This is a genomic window from Pseudomonas tolaasii NCPPB 2192 (genome assembly GCF_002813445.1).
GTDB lineage: Bacteria > Pseudomonadota > Gammaproteobacteria > Pseudomonadales > Pseudomonadaceae > Aquipseudomonas > Aquipseudomonas tolaasii.
The window spans coordinates 3,811,044-3,835,158 of record NZ_PHHD01000001.1 but is presented as its reverse complement, the minus strand read 5'-3'; the positions used below and the strand labels follow the sequence as shown (position 1 = coordinate 3,835,158).

The window sequence follows — 24,115 nt, the reverse complement described above, 5'->3', positions numbered from 1 at the left end:
CAAGTATCTTTTACACAAGGCCTTTTATCAACAACTGAGCCAGCTGGACGGCGTTGAGCGCAGAGCCTTTGCGTACGTTATCTGACGTCAGCCACAGATTTAGTTCCGCGGGGTCATCCACGCCTGTGCGGACCCGCCCTACGTAAACCACATCCTGCCCCACCGCATCGCCCACGGCTGTAGGGTAATCGCCCTCCTCCACCCGCTCGATGCCTGGCGCAGCGTCGAGCGCACGGTTGACTGCGCCAAGGTCAACCGGTGCTGCCAATTGCAACGACACCGTCAGGCTATCGCCAAAAAACACCGGGGCTTGAACGCAGGTTGCAGAAACCTTGAGTAAAGGAGTTTCCAGCACCGCGCGCAATTCGTGTACGAAACGTTTCTCCAGGGCTGTATGACCCTGGGCGTCCGGCGTGCCGACTTGTGCCAGCAGGTTGAAAGCCATCTGCCTATCAAAAAACTTCGGCTCCAGCGGGCGCACGTTCAACAACTCGGCGGTCTGACGGGCCAGCTCGCTGACGGCTTCACGGCCCTGGGCGGAAACGGCCAGATTAGCGGTGACATTGACGCGCTGGATATCCAGCAAACCGCGCAACGGCGCCAGCACGACCGCCAGGTTGGTGGCGGACGGGCTTGGGCTGCCGAGCTGGAAGGGTTTTTTCAGGCCTTTGAGCACGTGGGCATTGGCTTCGGGCACCACCTGCGGCGCCTGTTCAATCGGCAAGGCGCCAGACAGATCGATCACCGAGCACCCCGCAGCCGTGGCGCGCGGGGCAAAACTCAGGGTCACGGCCGGGCCGGCGGCGAAGAACGCCAGCTGGGCCTTGCTGAAGTCAAACTCATCCACTTCCCTGACCCGCACGTTCTTGCCGCGAAACGCTACCGACGCGCCCGCGGAGTTGCTGCCTGCCAGCAGGTACAGGGTGCCTACCGGAAAATCCAGCTCTTCGAGAATCTGCACCAGGGTTTCACCCACGGTGCCGGTGGCGCCGATCACGGCGATTTCAAAGGTCTGGGTCATGGAGGCTGCCTCGGGTATTACGGGGGGAGCGGCACTTTACCGGGTGGCGGGGCAATTGGGCCAGTTTTTGTGGTGGGGCTGATGGCCTTATCGCAGGCAAGCCAGCTCCCACACTTTGGATTGTGAACCCACTCAAATGTGGGAGCTGGCTTGCCTGCGATGAGGCCTGAAAGGCAATAAAAAACCCGCGCCTGTCACCAGTCGCGGGTTTTTCGTACCGCCCTGAGCGATCAACGCTCCAGCAAAATCCGCAGCATGCGACGCAGCGGCTCGGCCGCGCCCCACAGCAGTTGGTCGCCGACGGTGAACGCGCCGAGGAACTGGCTGCCCATGTTCAGCTTGCGCAGACGGCCGACGGGTACATTCAGGGTGCCGGTGACCTTGGTCGGGCTCAGCTCCTGCATGCTGATGTCGCGGTTGTTCGGCACCAGCTTGACCCAAGGGTTGTGCTGGCTGATCAGCCCTTCGATATCGGCGATCGGCACGTCCTTGTTCAGCTTGATGGTCAGCGCCTGGCTGTGGCAGCGCATTGCGCCGATACGCACACAGATGCCGTCCACCGGGATCGGATTCTTGAAGCGGCCGAGGATCTTGTTGGTTTCGGCCTGGGCCTTCCACTCTTCCCGGCTCTGGCCGTTCGGCAGTTCCTTGTCGATCCACGGGATCAGGCTGCCGGCTAATGGCACGCCGAAGTTCTCGGTCGGGTAGGCATCGCTGCGCATGGCTTCGGCCACACGGCGGTCGATGTCGAGGATTGCGCTGGCCGGGTCAGCCAGTTGATCGGCAACGGCTGCGTGGGTCGCGCCCATCTGCTTGATCAGTTCACGCATGTTCTGCGCGCCGGCACCAGAGGCCGCCTGATACGTCATGGCGCTCATCCACTCGACCAGGCCGGCTTCGAACAGACCACCCAGGCCCATCAGCATCAGGCTGACGGTGCAGTTGCCACCGACGTAGTTCTTGGTGCCCGAATCCAGCTGCTGGTCGATGACCTTGCGGTTCACCGGATCGAGGATGATCACAGCGTCGTCCTGCATGCGCAGGCTGGAAGCCGCGTCGATCCAGTAACCCTGCCAGCCGGCTTCGCGCAGCTTGGGGAAGACTTCGCTGGTGTAGTCGCCACCCTGGCAGGTCAAAATCACGTCGAGGGTTTTCAGCTCTTCAATGCTGTAGGCGTCCTTGAGCGGGGCAATGTCCTTGCCCACGGACGGCCCTTGGCCACCTACGTTCGAAGTGGTGAAAAACACCGGCTCAATAAGATCGAAATCCTGCTCTTCCAGCATCCGCTGCATGAGCACGGAACCGACCATACCGCGCCAACCGATCAGACCTACACGTTTCATCGCAACTACACCTTGTTAAAAAGTGGGCCGCCTGCAGCAAACTTCTGCAAGGGGGCCCGAGAGATTACAGATTCCGCAGCGCGGCGACTACTGCGTCGCCCATTTCTTGCGTCCCGACCTTTGTGCAACCCTGCGACCAGATGTCGCCAGTGCGCAACCCCTGGTCCAGCACCAGGCTCACAGCCTTCTCGATGGCGTCTGCCGCTTCACTCAGGTTGAAGCTGTAACGCAGCATCATGGAGACCGACAAAATGGTCGCCAGCGGGTTGGCAATGCCCTGCCCCGCGATGTCCGGTGCCGAGCCGTGGCAAGGCTCGTACATGCCCTTGTTATTGGTGTCCAGGGACGCCGACGGCAGCATGCCGATGGAACCGGTGAGCATCGAGGCCTGGTCAGAGAGGATGTCGCCGAACAGGTTGTCGGTGACGATCACGTCGAATTGCTTGGGCGCACGCACCAGTTGCATGGCGGCGTTGTCGACGTACATGTGGCTCAGCTCGACGTCCGGGTAGTCCTTGGCGACTTCTTCGACGATTTCACGCCACAGCTGGCTGGAGGCCAGTACGTTGGCCTTGTCCACCGAGCAGACCTTCTTGCCACGTACACGGGCCATGTCGAAGCCGACACGGGCGATACGGCGGATTTCACTCTCGCTGTACGGCAGGGTGTCATAGGCCTGGCGCTCGCCGTTTTCCAGCTCGCGCACGCCCCGTGGCGAGCCGAAATAGATACCGCCGGTCAGCTCGCGCACGATCAGGATATCCAGGCCCGCCACCACTTCCGGCTTGAGGCTCGACGCGTCGGCCAGTTGCGGGTAGAGGATGGCCGGGCGCAGGTTGCCGAACAGGCCCAGTTGCGCACGGATTTTCAGCAGGCCGCGCTCAGGGCGGATATCACGTTCGATCTTGTCCCATTTCGGGCCGCCCACGGCGCCGAGCAGTACGGCGTCGGCCGCACGGGCACGGTCCAGGGTTTCGTCGGCCAGGGGCACGCCGTGCTTGTCGATGGCCGCGCCACCGATCACGTCGTGGCTCAGTTCGAAGCCCAGGCTGTACTTGGTGTTGGCCAGTTCCAGCACCTTGACCGCTTCGGCCATGATTTCCGGACCAATACCGTCGCCAGGGAGAATCAGAATCTGCTTGCTCATGCGTTCCTCATTTCATCAAGCGACCCGCCCGCGGGCAGGTCGGGAAAAATCAATCAGCGTTCGGCGAAGACCACCAGCACGTCGGTGCTGAAAGTGCCGTCGGCCTGTATTTCGTAGTAATCGCGCACTTCCTGGCCCATCGCCTGTTGCAGCTCAAGGATTGCCGCACGCAGCACCTGCGGCGTGCGCATGCGCTCGACCCACGAGGTGTATTCCAGACGCAGGCGCTGACGACTGCTGTTGCGCACATGCAAGCCGGACTCGCTGAGCTGCTGCATCCATTCGGCGGCGGAATAATCGCGCACGTGGCTGGTGTCACGCAGCACTTCGACGGTTTGCAGGTAAGTGTCCAACAGCGGGCTGCCCGGTGACAAGACGTCGACAAACGCCGCTATGCCGCCCGGTTTGAGCACCCGCCGTACTTCACGCAGGGCCGCGCCGAGGTCGCTCCAGTGATGAGCGGAGTAGCGGCTGAAGACGAAGTCGAACTCACCGTCGACGAACGGCAAGCGTTCGGCGGCGCCGTGCACGGTGCGAATGTTGCGCAGGCCACGGTCTTTTGCAGCGGCTGCAACCACGTCGAGCATTTGTTGGGACAGGTCGTAGGCCACCACGTCTTTCACCAGCGGCGCCACATTGAAACTCACATGACCGGCGCCACAGCCCAAATCCAGCAGTCGCGCACCACTCTGCCCGGCCAGTTCGGCCTGCAGCAGCGCGAATTCGGTGCCCTGGGCGTGCACGGCACTGCTCAGGTAAGCGGAGGCTTGCTCGCCGAATTGTTTTTGCACGACTTGGGTGTGGGCGGTGCTGGTCATGGTGGTTTTCCTTGGGTTTCGGGGTGTTGGTACTGGCGCTATCGCAGGCAAGCCAGCTCCCACAGTTGACTGTATTGACAGATCAAAATGTGGGAGCGGGGCTTGCCCGCGATGGGGCCCGCACGGCCTACCGCCAATCAGGCATCACGAAACAACCAGGGCTGGCTGGCCCGGTGTTTGGCTTCAAACGCGGCAATCGCATCGCCGTCCTGCAAGGTCAGGCCGATGTCGTCCAGGCCGTTGATCAGGCAATGCTTGCGGAACGCGTCCACCTCAAAGTGATACACCTTGCCATCCGGACGGGTCACGGTTTGCGCGGCAAGATCGACGGTCAGGTGGTAGCCCTCTTCGGCTTCCACCTGTTTGAACAACTCGTCGACTTCTTCGTCGGTCAAGATGATCGGCAGCAAGCCGTTCTTGAAACTGTTGTTGAAGAAGATGTCGGCGTAGCTCGGCGCAATGATGCTGCGAAAGCCATATTCTTCCAGGGCCCACGGCGCGTGTTCACGGCTGGAACCGCAACCGAAGTTCTCGCGGGCCAGCAGCACGCTGGCGCCCTGGTAACGGTCGGCGTTGAGCACGAAGTCCTTGTTCAGCGGGCGCTTGGAGTTGTCCTGGTAGGCATAGCCCACGTCCAGGTAACGCCACTCGTCGAACAGGTTGGGGCCGAAACCGGTGCGTTTGATCGACTTCAAGAACTGCTTGGGGATGATCTGGTCAGTGTCGACGTTGGCACGGTCCAGCGGGGCGACAAGGCCGGTATGTTGGGTAAAGGCACGCATCGGGTATTCCTCAGATCAATTCGCGAACGTCGATGAAACGACCGTTGACGGCAGCGGCAGCGGCCATGGCCGGGCTGACCAGGTGGGTGCGCCCGCCGGCGCCCTGGCGCCCTTCGAAGTTACGGTTGGAAGTGGACGCGCAATGCTCGCCCGACTCCAGGCGGTCCGGGTTCATCGCCAGGCACATCGAGCAGCCCGGCTCGCGCCATTCAAAACCGGCTTCGAGGAAGATTTTGTCCAACCCTTCCGCTTCCGCCTGCGCCTTGACCAGGCCCGAGCCCGGCACGACGATGGCCTGCTTGATGGTCGACGCCACTTTACGGCCCTTGGCGATCACCGCCGCAGCGCGCAGGTCTTCGATCCGCGAGTTGGTGCAGGAACCGATGAACACGCGGTCCAGCTGGATATCGGTGATCGCCTGATTGGCCTTCAGGCCCATGTACTTCAACGCGCGCTCGATGGAGCCGCGCTTGACCAGGTCGGCCTCTTTGGCCGGGTCCGGCACGTTCTGGTCGACGGCCAACACCATTTCCGGCGAGGTGCCCCAGCTGACTTGCGGCTTGATCTGAGCGGCGTCGAGTTCAACCACGGTGTCGAACACTGCATCGGCGTCGGACACCAGGTCTTTCCAGGCTTCTACGGCGGCATCCCAATCGGCGCCAGCCGGTGCGAAAGGACGGCCCTTTACGTACTCGACGGTCTTTTCGTCCGCCGCCACCATGCCTACACGCGCACCGGCTTCGATGGACATGTTGCAGATGGTCATGCGGCCTTCGATGGACAGGTCGCGAATCGCGCTGCCGGCAAATTCGATGGCATGGCCGTTACCGCCGGCGGTGCCGATCTTGCCGATCACGGCGAGCACGATGTCCTTGGCGGTCACGCCGAACGGCAAGGTGCCCTCGACCTTGACCAACATGTTCTTCATCTTTTTGGCGACCAGGCACTGGGTAGCGAACACATGTTCCACCTCGGAGGTGCCGATGCCGTGGGCCAAAGCACCAAATGCGCCGTGGGTCGAGGTGTGGGAGTCGCCGCAGACCACGGTCATGCCCGGCAAGGTGGCGCCCTGCTCCGGGCCGATCACATGCACGATGCCTTGACGCACGTCATTCATCTTGAATTCGGTGATGCCATATTCGTCGCAGTAGTCGTCGAGGGTTTGCACCTGCAAACGCGACACCTGGTCGGCGATGGCGTCGATACCGCCCTTGCGCTCGGGGGTGGTCGGCACGTTGTGGTCCGGGGTGGCGATGATGGAATCGACGCGCCAGGGCTTGCGCCCGGCCAGTCGCAGGCCTTCGAACGCTTGGGGCGAGGTCACTTCGTGGATGATGTGACGGTCGATATAGATCAGCGACGAGCCATCGTCGCGCCGTTTCACTTCATGGGAATCCCAAAGCTTGTCGTAAAGCGTTTTGCCAGCCATCAGTCGGTCCTCATCATCGGTCTTTCTATGCCCCGGGTCTTGAGACATTCAATAACCCTTTGGCTTGTGAGGCTGATGGTATGGCGCTACATTAAATAACTCAAATTCATATTTTTTATGCTTTGGATTACCAACTGGAATAGCTCAATGGACCTGGCCAACCTCAATGCCTTTATTGCCATCGCCGAGACCGGCAGCTTCTCCGGCGCCGGTGAACGCCTGCACTTGACCCAGCCCGCCATCAGCAAACGCATTGCCGGGCTGGAGCAGCAATTAAAGGTGCGCTTGTTCGACCGCCTGGGCCGCGAAGTCGGTTTGACCGAGGCCGGGCGCGCCTTGCTGCCGCGCGCCTATCAGATTCTCAACGTGCTCGACGATACGCGCCGCGCCCTGACCAACCTGACCGGCGAAGTCAGCGGCCGTTTGACTCTGGCCACCAGCCATCACATTGGCCTGCACCGCCTGCCGCCGGTGCTGCGCGCGTTTATTCGCGAATACCCCAACGTGGCGCTGGATATTCAGTTCCTCGATTCGGAAGTGGCCTACGAAGAAATCCTCCATGGCCGCGCCGAAGTGGCGGTGATCACCCTGGCACCCGACCCTCATCACCTGGTACGCGCTACCCCGGTGTGGGACGACCCGCTGGATTTCGTGGTGGCGCCGGAACACAGCCTCACCGGCAACGGCACGGTCAACCTGGCGGATATCGCCGGCCACCCGGCGGTGTTTCCCGGCGGCAATACCTTTACCCACCACATTGTGCAGCGGCTGTTCGAGGCCCAGGGCCTCACGCCGAACATCGCGATGAGCACCAACTACCTGGAAACCATCAAGATGATGGTGTCCATCGGCCTGGCCTGGAGCGTGCTGCCGCGCACCATGCTGGATGATCAGGTGGCAAGCATCGCTTTGCCGGGCGTACAACTCAGTCGCCAGCTAGGCTATATCGTGCACACCGAAAGGACGCTGTCGAACGCTGCGCGGGCTTTCATGAGCCTGTTGGATGCACAAGTCGATCTGCCAGGGATACCGGCATGAAGCTGTGCGGCCTCAAGGCCTGAAAAAGCCGCGCCGAATGCCCATCGAGCCAAGGCCCTTTGATAATGCGCAACCCCGTCGATTCCGTGCCACCTCTGCCCCGCATCTACGCCCTCGACCCTCAAGAGGCGGAGCAAAGCTGGGACAGCGCCCCGCAGTTGCTGGCCGCCCTGAACGCCGCCCGGCTGGGGGCGTGGTGCTGGGAAATCGACACGGGAAGAATAAGCTGGTCGCGAGGCACCCAGGCGCTGTTCGGCTTTGACCCACGCCAACCACTGCCCAAGGACCTCGACTACCTCGACCTGCTGGCGCCCGAAGACAGCGCCCGCGTGGTGCGCGCCTTTCATGCCGTGCTGGCGGGTGAGCCTTTCGAGCAGGCCATGCACCACCGCATCCAATGGCCCGACGGCAGCCTGCACTGGCTGGAGATCAACGGCAGCCTGGCGCCGGACAAGAATGGGCGACGGCGAATGATCGGCGTAATCCGCGAGATCACCCACCAGCGCGACCGTGAAAATGCCCTCAGCCACTCAGAAAAACGTTTCGCCACGCTGTTTCACCTGTGCCCGAACATGGTGCTGTTGACCCGCCAATCGGACGGCCGAATCAGTGAAGCCAACCAGTACTTCGAAATGCTGTTCGGTTGGCCGGTCGCCGATGTCATCGGGCGCACCACCCTGGAGCTGGGACTCTGGCGCCATCCCGAACAGCGCGCGCTGCTGGTCAAGGCCACCCAGCGCAAGGGCGAACCGATCACCATGGAAGTGCAATTCTGCGCCAGCAATGGCCAGATCCACGATGGCACCCTCAGTGCGCAAAAGGTCGAGCTGGAGGGTGAGGCGTACCTGATCAGCACTTTTCTCGACACCACCGAGCGCAAAAACGCCGAGCAAGCCCTCAAGGACAGCCAGGAACGCCTCGACCTGGCCCTGGACTCGGCGCAACTGGGCACCTGGGACTGGCACATTCCCAGCGGCATGCTTTACGGCTCGGCCCGCGCCGCCCAGTTGCATGGCTTGCCGCCGGAACCCTTTCACGAACCCTTCGATGCGTTTTTCGAGGGCATGTCCGATGAAGAGCGCGACGGCATGCGCAATGCCTACCGCAGCCTGCGCGAAGGCCCGGACGGCAACTACCAGTTGACCTATCGCGTGCTGATGGAAGACGGCAGCCCGCGCTTTCTGGAAAGCCGCGCGCGGCTGTATCGCGATGAAGCCGGCAAACCCTTGCGCATGGCCGGCACGCTGCTGGACATCACCGACCAGGTGGAGCGCGAACAACGCCTGACCGCGTCCGAAGAAAAATTCGCCAGCCTGTTCCAGGCCAGCCCCGACCCAATCTGCGTGACAGACCTGGAAAGCGGTGCCTTTATCGAAATCAACCCGGCCTTCACCCAGACCTTTGGCTGGACCGCCGCCGAAGTCATCGACAGAAGCGCCGAGCAGATTGGCCTGTGGGATGACTCAAGCAAGCGCCTGCAGCGCATCGAGCGTGTAATTCGCGAGCAGTCCCTGAACAATGTGGCCATCGTGGCGCATCACAAAAATGGCCAAATGCTGACCTGTGTGATTTCCAGCCGGTTGATCAAGGTCAGCAACCAGTCCTGCATCGTCACCACGCTGCGTGACATCACCCAGCAACAACGCTCGGAAGCCGCGCTGAAAGCCAGCGAAGAGAAGTTCGCCAAGGCCTTTCATTCCAGCCCCGACGCGATTTCCATTACCGAACGCGACACCGGGCGTTATGTGGAGGTCAACGACGGTTTCTGCCGCCTCACCGGCTACCGCGCCGAAGAAGCCATCGGCCTGACGCTGTACCAGATCGGCATCTGGGCCGATGAAAACCAGCGCGCGGCGCTGCTGGCCGAACTGCACATCAAGGGCCGCATTCATCACCTGGAAATGCTCTGGCACAACAAGCGCGGCGAACTACTTGCCGTGGAAGTGTCGGTCGAGCCGATCACCCTGAACGAAACGCCGTGCCTGCTGCTCACCGCCCGGGACGTGAGCCTGTTGAAAAACGCCCAGGCGCAGATTCGCCATCTTGCTTACCACGACCCGCTGACCAACCTGCCCAATCGCGCATTGCTGATGGACCGCCTGAGCCAGCAGATCGCCCTGCTCAAACGCCACAATTTGCGCGGCGCCCTGCTGTTTCTCGACCTGGACCACTTCAAACACATCAACGATTCCCTCGGCCACCCGGTGGGCGACACCGTGCTGAAGATCGTCACCGCGCGCCTGGAGGCCAGCGTGCGCATGGAAGACACCGTGGCGCGCCTGGGCGGCGATGAGTTTGTGGTGTTGCTCAGCGGCCTGGAGGGCACGCGCACGGAAGTCAGTGCGCAGGTGCAGGAGCTGGCCGACACCCTGCGTGAATTGCTCTCGGAACCGATGTTCCTCGACGGCCATCGCTTGCAGGTCACGCCGAGCATTGGCGTGGCGCTGATCCCCGACCACGGTTCGACCCCGGCCGACTTGCTCAAGCGCGCCGACATTGCCCTTTACAGGGCCAAGGACTCAGGGCGCAACACGACCCAGATGTTTCACAACAGCATGCAAAAAACCGCCAGTGAACGGCTGCGCATGGAAACCGACCTGCGTTTGGCCCTGTCTCGCGGCGAGTTCAGCGTGCATTTCCAGCCTCAGGTGGACGCCCGTGGCAACAAGATCGTGGGCGCCGAAGCCCTGGTGCGCTGGCAGCATCCGCAGCTGGGCGCGCAGTCACCCACCGAATTCATCAAGGTGCTGGAAGACAGCGGCCTGATCCTGGAGGTCGGCACCTGGATTCTCGACGAGGTCTGTGGTGCCTTTGCACAGCTGATTGCCGACGGCCTGGTGGACCCGTTGAACTTCAGCTTGTGCGTCAACATCAGCCCGCGTCAGTTTCGCCAGAACGACTTTGTTGAACGAGTAGAGCGCAGCCTCAAGCGACATCAGTTGCCTTTCAGCCTGCTGAAACTGGAAATCACCGAAGGCATCGTCATTCAGAACCTCGACGACACGGTGGTGAAGATGCGCCGCCTGAAACGCCTGGGCGTGAGCTTTGCCATGGACGACTTCGGTACCGGCTACTCGTCGCTGACCTACCTCAAGCGCCTGCCGGTGGATGCACTGAAAATCGACCAGTCCTTCGTACGCGATGCCACCCATGACCCCAACGACGCGGAAATCATCCGCGCCATTGTGGCCATGGCCCGCAGCCTGAACCTGGAAGTCATCGCCGAGGGTGTGGAGACCGCGGAACAACTGGCATTCCTGCAAAAGCTGGGTTGCCATTTGTTTCAGGGTTATTTGCACAGCAGGCCCTTGCCGATCGAGGGGTTCAGGCGGTTGCTGGAGTGACTCAAACAGACTTCGATGGGAAGCTGAGTCCGTCAGAGCAAGGCGATCGCGTCACCGTGAAAAGGCACCCCGCCTCGACGGCCCCACAGCTCTTCGCGCCCATTGATAACCGCAACCGAATGGCCTCTGCGATTGCAAATACCCAGTTGGCCACGGGCGAGGTCCTGCGCACTCACGGTGCGCATGTGCTCGCTCAGGCCCAGTCGCTTCAAGCCTTCCCCAGGCCCCCACTCATCTTCCTTATCGTTCAGACTGTTCCTGGCGGCGGCAAAACAGCATTCAGCCGTCCCGTCGTTGTTTTCCATTTGCGCGCGCTTGGCACTGGCGGCGTAAAGAAAATGCGCATCCTTGAGCATCCCTGCGTCAACCCCGACAAACTGTGCTCCACGTACACCCTGCATTAATTCCTGCTCCGTCAGCGTGAGCATAAAATCGTCGCGCATGACGACTCGGTAACCCCCGGCAATTTTTGTGACCTCCTTGTAGATATCCGTCGGGCTCTGCCCGAAACGGTGCATGGCCGCCTTGATCGCCGATACCGTTACACAGTTGCCTGCAGACCCTTGACGAAAACCGCCCCAGATATCGTTCGCCTTCGCACCATGCCGCTTCATTGAGAGGCCCGGTATAAACCCTGCGGGAGGGTTGGACGGTTGTAACTCAGGCTCTGGGAACGTTTTTACAGTCTCCCTGAACTCGCCCCCCGTTAACGCACTGGCAAAACGATTGAACAGGGTTGCAAGCAGCGATCCCAATTTGGAGATGGCGCCAACAACACCGTTTCTTGCCGAGTAACCCTTCACATCACTTTTGGCCCGCTCAAGTGTGGGCGAATAATGAATATCCCGGATTGAGTCGTTACGTTGCGGTTTATATTCCGCCTCCCTGGCAGGCTTGGAAATTCCCAGGGGTGGCCGCACCCAACCCCTGCCATTAGTCATGGAGCAACAGCGCATACAGGCGTCTCCTTGCAATTACTTCCCCGAATTAATCCAGAGAAGTAATTGGTTTAATCAACAGTTTAAACAAGTCTCAAATTATCGAGCGCCAAAACCGGATCGCATATTAAAGCGTCCGTGACGGGGACCGAATGAATGTGCATCAGACCCCGGGCTCGCTATATCAAGTTTCTCTTCTTGAGGCGGATGGTTGTGGGGGACCTCAAGTTGAGGGTCCACCTTTAGTTCTTGATCGGTATGCGGGTTCATTTCCGGCACGAGGCGTGGTGTCACTTCCAATTTGCCGCCCTCCTCCGGTACAGGCGTCGAAACCAGCAGCTGCGGTATGGTTGCCGGGTTCCGCCCAGGCCTCAGTGGGCGATTCGTGTCCGGGCAGTGACAGTGGTCAATGTTCACACTCACGTGCACATTCGCGTTGGCATCATTGGTCACGGTGACCTCCGGTTTCGAAACCGGAGGCAATATCGGGGCTGTCTGGTGCTTGAGCGTGTTGAGTATCGCTTTCGGCAGATGGCCTGTGTCGGGATCAGGGGTGTCGGCCATTTCCGGCTTAAGCTCAGGCGCCAAAACAGGCGTTGACAGTTGCTTCAGCGCGTTGCGCGTCATTAACGGTAACTCGTCTGTTTTCGAAGTCGAGGAATGCGTGGCCGCTTCCAGGTTCACCTCCGGTACATCGACCTTGTCCGGCAATACACTGGACTTCGCTTGTTTGCCGGCGAACATTTCCCGCAGCGCTTTGAACACCAGTTCCATCATGTCAAACAGTTTGTTCAGGGTCGCCGAGTCAACCGTCACATCGCCTTTTGCAGTACTGAACAGATTCTGGGCAGGCTTACCCGCTATTGAAGGCGGGCTAATGGTTTCGGGCGTTTTGGGTGAGTGATCAATAGGTGCGTTATCAATTCTTGTGAACACGGGCGTATTTATCGAAAGAGACATCAGCAAGTTCCTTATTCAGTAAGTTCCGGCCCAAACACAAACCGGCAAAGCGTAACGTTGATAACGTGAAAGCATTCGTCGTCGCTTCCAGTCCCTGAATTCGTGGAGTTTTCCAACGCCTGGTTCCCGTTATCACGCTTCATATAAGGAAACCAAAATAAAACCCGGGACTTTTCCCGTGTACTTCTCGGCAAAAGCCCCTGCGCGCGCTACCGGTCATCCAGAAATCTGAAATACACGTTAATAAACCGCCAACTAAGCAACTTACGGAAATCATTGCACGGCAGCGCCACCGGCCAATTATGTTAGCGCGCACAAAAAAGGCGCCTGCGGCGCCTTGGGTACAGCGAGTTTTTATGGATCTATTGCGCCAGGGCGACCGGATGGCTCATCCCCAACAAACGGCTGACCTGCTCCAGATCAGTCTCGCGGCGCAACGCCGTGAACAGCTCGACCGCCTCCGGATAATTGCGCGTCAGCATTGCCAGCCATTGCTTAAGGCGACCAGGCGCCTGGCGCTCCGTCAATTGCGCCACCGACTGGGTCCAGAATTCCTGGAGCATCGGCTGCATCTGCGCCCAGGTCATCTCCACCACGTCTTCACCGGCCTTTGCCGCCACAATCTGCCGCGCCAGGTCGGGGCGCGCTACCAGGCCGCGGCCGAGCATGATGTCTTCGGCGCCACTGACTTCACGGCAACGCTTCCAGTCCTCGACGCTCCAGATGTCGCCATTGGCGAATACAGGCACCTTGACCACATCTTGCACACGCGGGATCCACTCCCAGTGAGCAGGCGGCTTGTAGCCATCGGCTTTAGTCCGCGCATGCACCACAATGTGTGCCGCACCGCCTTCGGCCAGGGCCGTGGCGCACACCAGCGCGCCGTCCGGGCTGTCGAAGCCCAGGCGCATCTTGGCCGTGACCGGGATATGCGCCGGAACGGCACGCCGCACGTGCTCGACGATTTGGTTGAGCAACTCCGGCTCCTTGAGCAGGACCGCGCCACCACGGGACTTGTTGACGGTTTTGGCCGGGCAGCCGAAGTTGAGGTCGATCACCTCGGAGCCCAGTTCACAAGCCAATGCGGCGTTTTCCGCCAGGCACACCGGGTCCGAACCCAGCAACTGCACACGCAACGGCACGCCCGCCGCCGTGTGGGCACCGTGCAGCAGTTCCGGGGCGAGCTTGTGGAAATAGGCAGGGGTCAGCAGGCGGTCGTTGACGCGAATGAACTCGGTCACGCACCAGTCAATACCGCCCACGCGGGTCAACACATCCCGCAGGATGTTGTCGACCAACCCCTCCATGGGCGCCAAAGCAATTTGCATGGAAAACACTCAACAAAAATCGTGGCGCAGTTTACTGGGTTTCCTGCAACAACCGTTAACCCCCTGTCAGGGCAGGGCCGTAACCGTCAAGAAACTCGGCCGGCATGCGCTTGGGCTTACCGCTGGAGAGTTCGATACAGACAAAGGTGGTTTGCGCGCGCAGCAAGGTCGCGCCATCGCGCGGGCGGACCAGCTGGAAGCGCCGGGTCATTTTCAGGCGTTGGTCCCAGTCGACGATCCAGGTGGCCAGTTGCAGCTCATCGCCCTCATAACCGGCGGCCAGGTAGTCGATCTCGTGGCGCACCACCGCCATGGCGCGGTCGAGCCTGCGGTATTCGGTGAGGTCCAGCCCCAGACGCTGGGAATGGCGCCAGGCGCAACGCTCCAGCCAAGACACGTACACCGCGTTATTGGCGTGGCCCAGGCCGTCGATGTCTTCAGCGGCGACCTGCAGGTCGATGATAAACGGCGTTGCCAAATCCCAGCCCATGCCTTGCTCCTGTCGATTGATGTCGGCAAGGCAGTGTATCAGGCGGTCTGTCGCGCTTGTAAGCGACGGCCTGCGAGCAGCGTCAGCACCCCTTCTATCACGCGGGGATCGGCCAGTACCTTTTGGTGTCCACCCTGCTCCAGGCGCAGCAGGCGGCTGTCGAACCAGGCCTCGTGAATGGCTTGCGCCGCCTTGACCGGCACGAAGGTATCGTCCTCGGCGTGCACGATCAGACCCGGAATATTCATCTGGTAGTGCGCCACATCCAAATGCTTGAGCGGCATGCCAAAAGTCAGTTCGACCTCCTGAATGAACGCTGAGCGCGCGCGCGGTGGCAAACCCACCATGCGCGTGAAACCGCGCAGCACATCGAGGAAGCGCGACGGTGCGGCAATGCTGACCAGCGTCTCGGTGCGCAGCCCCAGCTGCACCGCCAGCATCGCACTGGCGCCGCCCATCGAGTGGCCGATGACCGCGTGCAGCGGCGGCAACTCATTGGCCGCCTCCAGCATGGCGCGTGCAAACAGCAACACATGCGCTTCACGGCCCGGCGAACGGCCATGGGCCGGGCCGTCCAGGGCAATCACCGAATAGCCGTTGTCCACCAATGCAGTGATCAGGCTGGCGAATTGCGTGGGGCGCCCTTCCCAACCGTGCATCAATAAAACCGCGGGCCCCTGGCCCCAGCGCAACGCCGACAAGCCAAAGCGCAGGGTGATGCGCTCCGATTGCGCCAGCAGCGGCAACTCCCAATCCCTCGGCGGCAGGTGGCGAGGCGTCATGAAGGTGCGGCGCAATTTGTTGGCAACCGTCCGCGGCGCGAGGCGGCCGACGGTGCCATTGAAGCCGCGGATCCAGGTCAAGGCGTCCATCTTGAGTCTCCCTGTTCAGCGCACCGCCGATTTGGCTGCACGCAATACGCGGTCCGACAACTCGCCCGGGCCGAGTGCACGCGCCAGGGCCAGGCCACCGATCATCAGCGCCATGTCTGCCAGGGCTTTGTCGGTGTCTTCGGGGCTGGCGGCCAATTGCGCGGCCATCAGTTCGACATGCTCATTCAGCGCCTCGCGAAACACCTCCGGCAGGCGGCTCATCTCGCCGACAGTCGCCGGAATCGGGCAGGCCTGGGCGGTGGAGTCGCGATGCTTGCGTGACAGGTAAAACGCCGCCACCAGGCTTCTGCGCTCTTCGCCGGTAAGCTGCGCATCCATGTCGTCAATCGACGCGCGGCGCCGAGCCAAAAGCTGGGTGAAGGCCTCCAGCATCAACGCGTCCTTGCTTTCAAAGTGTGCGTAAAAGCCGCCGACCGTGAGGCCTGCGGCACCCATGACTTCGCCGACACTTGGCTCGACCGGGCCACGCTGGATCAAGGCAGAGCTGGCTGCCTGCAGAATGCGCTCGCGGGTTTGCGCTTTTTTATCACTCATCACAGCCTCCGTTTTTCATGGGCTAGATATTATTATCATAATAATATTTGGCAAGCCATTGATGCGACCACCCGTCCGGGACGGCCATTGAAAACAAATGGAATAAAAACCGCGCATCAACCGTTTTCGATGCAATGACTGCACGACTGCGCGGAGAACACCATGGCCTGGACGCAGCAAAACGAGAACTGCTCATGGGTAGCCGGCGAGGCGCCTTACATCTTTGATAATGAATACACGGCCAACTTCATCAGCGGCTTTCGCACGGTGCTGATAGCGAAGATTGAAGCCGAAGGTGTTGGCAATCAACCGTTCGGCAAATTCTTCAATGACAGTGACGGACACGCCGAAGCCAACTTCCTGCAGGCCTTGCGCGCCAATGAGTGGGTCTTCGATGCGGGCTATCAGGAGATTGTGATCAGTATCAACAACTCACCCTGCCGCCAATGCTGCGTACTGTTCAAACAATACATGGAAGAAATTCAGGTTCGCTTTCCGAACACGACGCTGGTGATCGAAACCGCCAACATCTATCACCCGAATGACCCACAGGATCAGGCCTGTTTACGGGCGCTTTCACGCCTGCCGGGCATCCGCGTGGAGTTGTGGAATGTGGCACTGGTCAATGCGCAGAACCAGGGTCCGCAAGTCAGTCCTGCGCAGGAGCTGGCACGCATCAACAAATCCTTGCGCACTGCCGACGTGGTTAGAAGAATGCCTTGAGGTGCTTCGGGGGCAAAAACCCAAACGCCAGACAAACAAAAGGGCCATTCAATAATTGAATGACCCTTAAAAATCCCGCAGAGCGGGTAATCGTGGCGTCCCCTAGGGGACTCGAACCCCTGTTACCGCCGTGAAAGGGCGGTGTCCTAGGCCACTAGACGAAGGGGACACAAACCTTCTATACAACTGATCAGCGCTGAGAACTGATCGATTCAAGGACGGTGTGGCCAGACCTTGAACCTGTAAATTGGTGGAGCTAAACGGGATCGAACCGTTGACCTCTTGCATGCCATGCAAGCGCTCTCCCAGCTGAGCTATAGCCCCGGATTTTTCGTCTCGCGACGCAGCAGACCTTTCGAGCTGCTTGTTGAAACTGGCGTCCCCTAGGGGACTCGAACCCCTGTTACCGCCGTGAAAGGGCGGTGTCCTAGGCCACTAGACGAAGGGGACAAAACCTTCTGTACAACTGATCAGCGCTGAGAACTGATCGATTCAAAGCCGGTGTGGCCAGACCTTGAACCTGTAAATTGGTGGAGCTAAACGGGATCGAACCGTTGACCTCTTGCATGCCATGCAAGCGCTCTCCCAGCTGAGCTATAGCCCCTCATCGGTGAGGACGGGGCGAATCTTAATGGCGGTTTGGAAACGTGTCAAATTTATTTTCAACAATTTTCAAAATTTTTTGCCGGGATAACAATCACTTACCGGCGAAACCCCGGAAAACCGGGGTTTCGCCGTTTCAACGGCTTGCTCAGGCGATCGCGCCCAACAGCTTTTCCCACTCTTTGTTTTCTTTCTTGGACACACCTCCAAGCAAATCAAGGGCTTGGCGCAGACGGAAACGCGTCAGGTCCGGCCCCAGGATTTCCATTGCATCAAGCACCGACACCGAACTCGCCTGCCCGGTGATCGCGGCAAACATCAGCGGCATGGCATCGCGCAATTTCAACTCCAGGGATTCCACCACCGCCTGGATCGTCGCGGTGATCGCGTCCTTCTCCCACTGGCGCAGGCTTTCGAGCTTCCACAGGATCAACTGCATCAACTGGCGCACCTGGTCGCCCGAGAGCTTCTTGGACTCGAACAGCCTGGCATCCGGGTTCACGCCCCCGGCAAAGAAGAAACTCGCCAATGGCGCGACCTGACTGAACGTCTCCACCCTGCCCTGCACCAGCGGCGCGATCTTCATCATGTACTCAGGGTTCAACGCCCACTGCTGCACACGGCTGGCGAACTCTTCCACCGGCAGGTCACGCAGCCACTGGCCGTTAAGCCACGACAGTTTTTCGATGTCGAAAATCGGCCCACCCAGCGATACGCGGGACAAATCAAAGTTATCGACCATTTCCTGCAGCGAGAACTTCTCGCGCTCGTCCGGCATCGACCAGCCCATGCGGCCCAGGTAGTTGAGCATCGCTTCAGGCATGAAGCCCATGCGCTCGTAGAAGGTCACCGAGGTCGGGTTCTTGCGCTTGGACAGTTTGCTCTTGTCCGGGTTACGCAGCAGCGGCATGTAGCACAGCTGCGGCTGTTCCCAGCCGAAGTACTCGTACAGCAGGATGAGTTTCGGCGCCGATGGCAACCACTCTTCGCCGCGCAGCACGTGGGTGATGCCCATCAGGTGGTCGTCGACCACGTTGGCGAGGAAGTACGTCGGCAGGCCGTCGGTCTTCATCAGCACCTGCATGTCCATGCGGTCCCACGGGATCTCGACGTCACCGCGCAGCATGTCCGGCACCACGCACACGCCTTCGCTCGGCACCTTCATGCGGATCACATGGGGTTCACCGGCGGCCAGGCGTGCGGCCACCTCCTCTTTGGACAGCAGCAGCGCACGGCCGTCGTAGCGCGGGGTTTCGCCACGGGCCTGTTGCTCGGCGCGCATCTGGTCCAGTTCTTCGGCGGTGCAGAAGCACGGGAACGCGTGCCCCATGTCGACCAGCTGCTGGGTGTACTGCTTGTAGATGTCGCTGCGCTCGCTCTGGCGATACGGGCCGTGCGGGCCACCAACGTCCGGGCCCTCCGCCCAGGTAATGCCCAACCAGCGCAGGGCATCGAAAATCTGCTGCTCCGACTCACGGGTGGAACGCAGTTGATCGGTGTCCTCGATCCGCAGGATGAATTCACCGCCGTGCTGCTTGGCAAAGCAGTAGTTGAACAAGGCGATGTAGGCAGTGCCGACATGGGGATCGCCAGTAGGCGAAGGCGCAATGCGCGTGCGGACGGTGGTCATGGCAGGTCTCGAATGGGCGATAAAACTGAAAATTGAAACAAGGGGCGAATGGTAACACCAGCGCGGGGGGTTCTGGCAGACCGAGCTGACCCTATCGCAGGCAAGCCAGCTCCCACACCCGACTGCATTCACAGATCAACATGTGGGAGCCGGGCTTGCCCGCGATGAGGCCAGCCCAGCCAGTGAAAATCAAACAGCCAGCAACCGCTCGCGCAACTTGCCGATCTCGTCCCGCGTCTGCGCCGCGGCTTCAAACTCCAGGTCCCGCGCCAACTGGTACATCTTCTCTTCCAGCTGACGAATCCGCTTGGTGATCTCACTCGGCGAGCGCAGTTCGTTCTCGTACTTGGCGCTTTCCTCGGCCGCCTTGGCCATGCCCTTGCGCTTCTTGCTGCGCGAGCCGGGCACGGTGGCGCCTTCCATGATGTCGGCGACGTCCTTGAACACGCCTTTGGGGGTGATGCCGTTTTCCAGGTTGAAGGCGATCTGCTTGTCGCGACGACGCTGCGTCTCACCGATCGCGCGCTCCATGGAGCCGGTGATGCGGTCCGCGTAAAGAATGGCGCGGCCATTGAGGTTACGCGCCGCCCGGCCGATGGTCTGGATCAACGAGCGCTCGGAACGCAGGAAGCCCTCTTTGTCCGCATCGAGAATCGCCACCAGCGACACCTCCGGCATGTCCAGGCCTTCACGCAGCAGGTTGATGCCCACCAACACGTCAAAGGTGCCCAGGCGCAGGTCGCGGATGATCTCTACGCGTTCCACGGTGTCGATGTCCGAGTGCAGGTAGCGCACGCGCACGCCGTGGTCGGCCAGGTAGTCGGTCAAGTCTTCGGACATGCGCTTGGTCAGCGTGGTTACCAGCACCCGCTCCTCCAGCGCTACGCGCTTGGTGATTTCCGAAAGCAGGTCGTCCACCTGGGTCAACGCCGGGCGGATTTCGATTTCCGGATCGACCAGCCCGGTCGGGCGCACCAGTTGCTCGATCACACGGCCCGCATGCTCAGCCTCATAGTTGCCGGGCGTTGCCGACACAAAGATGGTCTGCGGGCTGATGGCTTCCCACTCGTCGAAACGCATCGGCCGGTTGTCCAGCGCCGAAGGCAGGCGGAAACCGTATTCCACCAGGGTCTCCTTACGCGAACGGTCACCCTTATACATGGCGCCCACCTGCGGCACGCTGACGTGGGACTCGTCGATCACCAGCAGCGCATCAGGCGGCAGGTAGTCATAGAGGGTCGGCGGTGCAGCGCCGGCTTCACGCCCCGAGAGATAGCGCGAGTAGTTCTCGATGCCGTTGCAGTAGCCCAGTTCAAGAATCATCTCCAAATCAAACCGCGTGCGCTGTTCCAGGCGCTGGGCTTCCACCAGCTTGTTGTTGGAGCGCAGGTATTCCAGGCGCTCGGCCAGCTCGACCTTGATGCCGTCAATGGCGCCCATCAGGGTCTCGCGCGGGGTCACGTAGTGGCTTTTCGGATAGAAGGTGAAGCGCGGCAGCTTGCGGATCACCTCGCCGGTCAACGGATCGAAGGCCGAGAGGCTTTCGACCTCATCGTCAAACAGCTCAATGCGGATCGCTTCCAGGTCGGATTCCGCCGGGTAGATGTCGATCACGTCGCCGCGCACCCGGAAGGTGGCGCGGGCAAAGTCCATGTCGTTGCGGGTGTATTGCAGGCTCGCCAGGCGACGCAACAGTTCGCGCTGGTCGAGTTTGTCGCCCCGGTCGACGTGCAACACCATCTTCAAATAGGTTTCCGGGCTGCCCAGGCCGTAGATGCACGACACTGTGGTCACGATGATCGCGTCCTTGCGCTCCAGCAGCGCCTTGGTCGCCGACAGCCGCATCTGCTCGATGTGGTCGTTGATCGACGCATCCTTCTCGATAAAGGTGTCGGAGGACGGCACATAGGCTTCGGGCTGGTAGTAGTCGTAGTAGGAAACGAAGTACTCCACCGCGTTGTTCGGGAAGAACGCCTTGAATTCGCCATACAGCTGCGCAGCCAGGGTTTTGTTCGGGGCCAGCACCAGGGTCGGGCGGTTGATCTGTGCGATCACGTTGGCAATGCTGAAGGTCTTGCCTGAACCGGTCACCCCGAGCAGCGTCTGGTGGGCCAGGCCGGCCTCGATGCCTTCGACCATTTGGCGAATGGCTTGCGGCTGATCGCCGGCGGGTTCAAAACGGGTGACGAGCTGGAAATCCGACATAACGTACCTCGTGAAGTCACCCCAGACTCGAAACCGCCAGGGACGAAATAGCTCAGCAACCCGCGAATTGTCTTCGCAGGCTGCAGGAAAAAACCATGATAGCTGTAGAAGTGGTGCCGAATGTGACGGGTTTCAAGGCAATCGTCCGACAGGCGCTGCCGGATCAACATTGCAATAAGACTAACGGTCGGCAAATAAACCGAAAAACTTGGCCGAAAAGCCGTTTCTGTGGTCGCCCTCGGCGTGGATGGCCTCTATACTAGCTCCCCGTTTGTGCACCGCTCTAGTGCATTCGGCTGGAGCGCGACACGTCCCTCCTACCCCCCATAGAGCTGCCGCAAAAATGAGCCTGTTCTCCGCTGTCGAAATGGCACCACGCGATCCAATCCTGGGCCTCAACGAAGCATTCAACGCCGACACCCGAACCACCAAGGTCAACCTTGGCGTGGGCGTTTATTGCAACGAGGAGGGGAAGATTCCACTCTTGCGTGCCGTTGCCGAAGCGGAAGCCATTCGCGTAGCGCAACACGCCGCCCGTGGCTACTTGCCGATCGACGGTATTGCAGCCTATGACAAAGCCGTGCAAACCCTGCTGTTCGGCGCCGAGTCGCCGCTGCTGGCAGCCGGCCGCGTCACCACCGTGCAAGCGGTCGGCGGCACCGGTGCGCTGAAAATCGGCGCCGACTTCCTCAAGCAACTGGTGCCGAACGCGGTCGTCGCCATCAGCGATCCAAGCTGGGAAAACCACCGCGCGCTGTTCGAAACCGCCGGTTTCCCGGTGCAGAACTACCGCTACTACGACGCCGCCACCCACGATGTGAACCGTGCCGGCCTGCTTGAAGACCTCAACGCCCTGCCGCCACAGTCGATCGTGGTGCTGCACGCCTGCTGCCACAACCCGACCGGCGTCGACCTGAGCCCGGCCGACTGGCAGAACGTGCTGGACGTGGTCAAGGCCAGGAACCTGATCCCGTTCCTCGACATGGCGTACCAGGGCTTTGGCGACGGCATCCACGAAGACGCCGCGGCCGTGCGCCTGTTCGCCGAGTCGGGGCTGACCTTCTTTGTGTCCAGCTCGTTCTCCAAGTCGTTCTCCCTGTACGGCGAACGTGTGGGCGCCCTGTCCATCGTCGGCGAATCCAGGGAAGAAAGCGCGCGCATCCTGTCCCAGGTCAAGCGCGTGATCCGCACCAACTACTCCAACCCGCCAACCCACGGCGCCGCGATTGTGGCGGCAGTGCTGAACAACCCTGAGCTGCGCGCCCAGTGGGAAGCCGAACTGGCCGAAATGCGCCTGCGCATCCGTGGCATGCGCGAGCAGATGGTCGCCACCCTGGCCAAGGCCGCTCCGGGTCAGGACTTCAGCTTCGTCGGTCGCCAGCGCGGGATGTTCTCCTACTCCGGCCTGACCGTTGAACAAGTCACCCGCCTGCGTTCCGAGTTCGGCATCTACGCGCTGGACACCGGGCGTATCTGCGTAGCCGCACTGAACCAGTCGAACATCGGTGCCGTGACTGAGGCGATTGTTAAGGTGTTGTAAGCCTGAGCTGATGTAAAAAAGGGGAAGCCGATGGCTTCCCCTTTTTTATTGTGGCGAGCGGGCCGCAAAAAAATATCGCAGCGCAGAGCGCCCAAGCCCTAGACTGAACCCGACTGCCCCTTTGCTGTGAGAGCCCTATGAGAAACGACGACCTGGACCTGCGCGCCGACCGCGACGAGCTGCATGACTACACCCCACGCGCCCCGCAAGCCAAGCGCCAGAAGAGCCTGGTGCTGCAAGTGGCACTCGGTGTTTTTCTCGGCGGTCTGGCACTGTGGCTGGTGCAATTGGGCGCGACGGCCATCATGGCCAAACTGGCGATGGGCACCTTCCAGTTCGGCGGCTGACACCGGTCAATCTGTGGGAGCTGGCTTGCCTGCGATACAGACACCTCAGCGTGTCAGTCACACCGCAGTGATGCAATCGCAGGCAAGCCAGCTCCCACACAAGCCAGCTCCCACATTGGATCTAAGCAGCTACGAGACCACGGTCTTCCAGTAACTTTACAAAACTGTTCAAACTCTGCGACACCGTGCCCCGGCGCCAGATCAGCCAGGTATGCAGAATGCGGAAGTTGTCCGTCAGCGGCCATACACTCACCGCCGCGTACCCCGGCATGCTTTCCAGCATGCTGCGCGGCATCAGCGCCAGCCCGGCCCCGGCGCTGACGCAGGCGAGCATGCCGTGGTAGGACTCGATCTCGAAGATCTTGCCCGGCACCGCGCCATCCTGTGAAAACCAGCGTTCCAGGTGGTGGCGGTATGAACAGTTGGAGCGAAAGGTGTAGATGCTCTCCCCGTTCACATCCTGGCCCCGAGTAATGGGTGCGTGATGCAGAGGCGCAATCACCACCATCTCCTCTTCAAACACCGCGACCCCTTCCAGTGTGGCGTGCAACAACGGCCCGTCAACGAACGCCGCCGTCAGCCGCCCCGACAACACGCCCTCGATCATCGTGCCGGACGGTCCGGTGCTCAAGTCCAGCTCGACCTTGGTGTGCTTCTGGTTATACGCCGCCAGCAGCGCCGGGATGCGCACCGCCGCCGTGCTCTCCAGCGAGCCCAGTGCAAAGGCGCCCTGGGGTTCCTCCCCCGCCACCGTGGCGCGGGCTTCCTGTACCAGGTCGAGAATGCGCCGCGCATAGCCGAGGAAATTCCACCCGGCCGGAGACAGACGCAGGCGGCTCTTCTCGCGGATGAACAATTCCACGCCAAGGTCCTGCTCCAGTTGCTTGATGCGCGTGGTCAGGTTCGACGGCACGCGATGAATCAACTGCGCGGCGGCGCTGATGCTGCCTTGCTCGGCAACGGCCTTGAAAATTTCCAGTTGCACCAGGTCCAAATCATTCT

Annotated in this window: 20 protein-coding genes and 4 tRNA genes; 5 read left to right on the top strand and 19 right to left on the bottom strand. The window is 60.8% G+C overall.

Going from position 1 to position 24,115, the window contains the following annotated elements:
• Positions 1-10: 10 nt before the first annotated feature.
• The 6 genes from ATI14_RS17795 to leuC form a co-directional block, all read right to left on the bottom strand.
• Positions 11-1,021, bottom strand: coding sequence for an aspartate-semialdehyde dehydrogenase (locus ATI14_RS17795; protein WP_016970954.1), 1,011 nt, complete (start codon positions 1,019-1,021; stop codon positions 11-13).
• A gap of 230 nt (positions 1,022-1,251) precedes the next feature.
• On the bottom strand, positions 1,252-2,364 hold the full coding sequence (gene asd / locus ATI14_RS17790) for an aspartate-semialdehyde dehydrogenase (RefSeq protein ID WP_016970953.1): 1,113 nt from the start codon (positions 2,362-2,364) through the stop codon (positions 1,252-1,254).
• 64 nt (positions 2,365-2,428) lie between these two features.
• The gene (gene leuB / locus ATI14_RS17785; protein WP_016970952.1) at positions 2,429-3,511 is read right to left on the bottom strand and encodes a 3-isopropylmalate dehydrogenase; all 1,083 of its coding nucleotides are present in this window, start codon (positions 3,509-3,511) and stop codon (positions 2,429-2,431) included.
• Between the two features lie 53 nt (positions 3,512-3,564).
• Positions 3,565-4,329, bottom strand: a complete 765-nt coding sequence (locus ATI14_RS17780) for a class I SAM-dependent methyltransferase (protein WP_016970951.1) — start codon at positions 4,327-4,329, stop codon at positions 3,565-3,567.
• 137 nt (positions 4,330-4,466) lie between these two features.
• Entirely contained in the window at positions 4,467-5,111 is a 645-nt protein-coding gene (gene leuD / locus ATI14_RS17775; RefSeq protein WP_016970950.1) for a 3-isopropylmalate dehydratase small subunit, read from the bottom strand.
• 10 nt (positions 5,112-5,121) lie between these two features.
• Positions 5,122-6,540 carry a 3-isopropylmalate dehydratase large subunit gene (gene leuC, locus ATI14_RS17770; protein WP_016970949.1) on the bottom strand — a complete coding sequence of 473 codons (1,419 nt, stop codon included), beginning with the start codon at positions 6,538-6,540 and terminating at the stop codon, positions 5,122-5,124.
• Positions 6,541-6,687: 147 nt separating this feature from the next.
• Here leuC and ATI14_RS17765 point away from each other — a divergent pair, with 147 nt between their 5' ends.
• On the top strand, positions 6,688-7,578 hold the full coding sequence (locus ATI14_RS17765; RefSeq protein WP_080520334.1) for a LysR family transcriptional regulator: 891 nt from the start codon (positions 6,688-6,690) through the stop codon (positions 7,576-7,578).
• Positions 7,579-7,643: 65 nt separating this feature from the next.
• A complete protein-coding gene (locus tag ATI14_RS17760; protein ID WP_080520333.1) occupies positions 7,644-10,922 on the top strand; it encodes a PAS domain S-box protein in 3,279 nt (1,092 codons plus the stop codon).
• A gap of 32 nt (positions 10,923-10,954) precedes the next feature.
• Here ATI14_RS17760 and ATI14_RS17755 read toward each other — a convergent pair whose 3' ends face one another.
• The 6 genes from ATI14_RS17755 to ATI14_RS17730 form a co-directional block, all read right to left on the bottom strand.
• Positions 10,955-11,878 (bottom strand): hypothetical protein, encoded by a 924-nt coding sequence (locus ATI14_RS17755; RefSeq protein ID WP_016970947.1) that lies wholly within the window; start codon positions 11,876-11,878, stop codon positions 10,955-10,957.
• A gap of 81 nt (positions 11,879-11,959) precedes the next feature.
• Positions 11,960-12,820, bottom strand: a complete 861-nt coding sequence (locus tag ATI14_RS17750; protein WP_016970946.1) for a hypothetical protein — start codon at positions 12,818-12,820, stop codon at positions 11,960-11,962.
• Between the two features lie 362 nt (positions 12,821-13,182).
• The gene (locus ATI14_RS17745; RefSeq protein ID WP_016970945.1) at positions 13,183-14,148 is read right to left on the bottom strand and encodes a tRNA dihydrouridine synthase; all 966 of its coding nucleotides are present in this window, start codon (positions 14,146-14,148) and stop codon (positions 13,183-13,185) included.
• Between the two features lie 55 nt (positions 14,149-14,203).
• Positions 14,204-14,638: an acyl-CoA thioesterase gene (locus ATI14_RS17740; RefSeq protein WP_016970944.1), complete on the bottom strand. Its 435-nt coding sequence runs from the start codon at positions 14,636-14,638 to the stop codon at positions 14,204-14,206.
• Between the two features lie 38 nt (positions 14,639-14,676).
• The gene (locus ATI14_RS17735) at positions 14,677-15,510 is read right to left on the bottom strand and encodes an alpha/beta hydrolase (protein ID WP_016970943.1); all 834 of its coding nucleotides are present in this window, start codon (positions 15,508-15,510) and stop codon (positions 14,677-14,679) included.
• Positions 15,511-15,525: 15 nt separating this feature from the next.
• Positions 15,526-16,065, bottom strand: a complete 540-nt coding sequence (locus ATI14_RS17730) for a TetR/AcrR family transcriptional regulator (RefSeq protein WP_016970942.1) — start codon at positions 16,063-16,065, stop codon at positions 15,526-15,528.
• 162 nt (positions 16,066-16,227) lie between these two features.
• Here ATI14_RS17730 and ATI14_RS17725 point away from each other — a divergent pair, with 162 nt between their 5' ends.
• A complete protein-coding gene (locus ATI14_RS17725) occupies positions 16,228-16,788 on the top strand; it encodes a hypothetical protein (protein ID WP_016970941.1) in 561 nt (186 codons plus the stop codon).
• A 93-nt stretch (positions 16,789-16,881) separates the two neighbouring features.
• On the opposite strand, the gene ATI14_RS17720 is transcribed toward ATI14_RS17725, so the two are convergent.
• The 6 genes from ATI14_RS17720 to uvrB all read right to left on the bottom strand — a co-directional run bounded on the left by ATI14_RS17720 (position 16,882) and on the right by uvrB (position 21,226).
• Positions 16,882-16,957, bottom strand: a tRNA-Glu gene (locus ATI14_RS17720).
• A 79-nt stretch (positions 16,958-17,036) separates the two neighbouring features.
• A tRNA-Ala gene (locus ATI14_RS17715) sits at positions 17,037-17,112 on the bottom strand.
• 50 nt (positions 17,113-17,162) lie between these two features.
• Positions 17,163-17,238, bottom strand: a tRNA-Glu gene (locus tag ATI14_RS17710).
• A 78-nt stretch (positions 17,239-17,316) separates the two neighbouring features.
• Positions 17,317-17,392, bottom strand: a tRNA-Ala gene (locus ATI14_RS17705).
• Between the two features lie 147 nt (positions 17,393-17,539).
• Entirely contained in the window at positions 17,540-19,021 is a 1,482-nt protein-coding gene (gene gltX, locus ATI14_RS17700) for a glutamate--tRNA ligase (protein ID WP_016970940.1), read from the bottom strand.
• A 189-nt stretch (positions 19,022-19,210) separates the two neighbouring features.
• Positions 19,211-21,226 (bottom strand): excinuclease ABC subunit UvrB, encoded by a 2,016-nt coding sequence (gene uvrB, locus ATI14_RS17695; protein WP_016970939.1) that lies wholly within the window; start codon positions 21,224-21,226, stop codon positions 19,211-19,213.
• A gap of 343 nt (positions 21,227-21,569) precedes the next feature.
• Here uvrB and ATI14_RS17690 point away from each other — a divergent pair, with 343 nt between their 5' ends.
• Both ATI14_RS17690 and ATI14_RS17685 read left to right on the top strand, forming a co-directional pair.
• The gene (locus tag ATI14_RS17690) at positions 21,570-22,766 is read left to right on the top strand and encodes an amino acid aminotransferase (protein WP_016970938.1); all 1,197 of its coding nucleotides are present in this window, start codon (positions 21,570-21,572) and stop codon (positions 22,764-22,766) included.
• Positions 22,767-22,903: 137 nt separating this feature from the next.
• A complete protein-coding gene (locus ATI14_RS17685) occupies positions 22,904-23,113 on the top strand; it encodes a hypothetical protein (RefSeq protein ID WP_016970937.1) in 210 nt (69 codons plus the stop codon).
• Between the two features lie 121 nt (positions 23,114-23,234).
• Here ATI14_RS17685 and ptrR read toward each other — a convergent pair whose 3' ends face one another.
• Positions 23,235-24,107, bottom strand: a complete 873-nt coding sequence (ptrR, locus tag ATI14_RS17680) for a putrescine utilization regulator PtrR (RefSeq protein WP_017256221.1) — start codon at positions 24,105-24,107, stop codon at positions 23,235-23,237.
• Between the last annotated feature and the right edge of the window lie 8 nt (positions 24,108-24,115).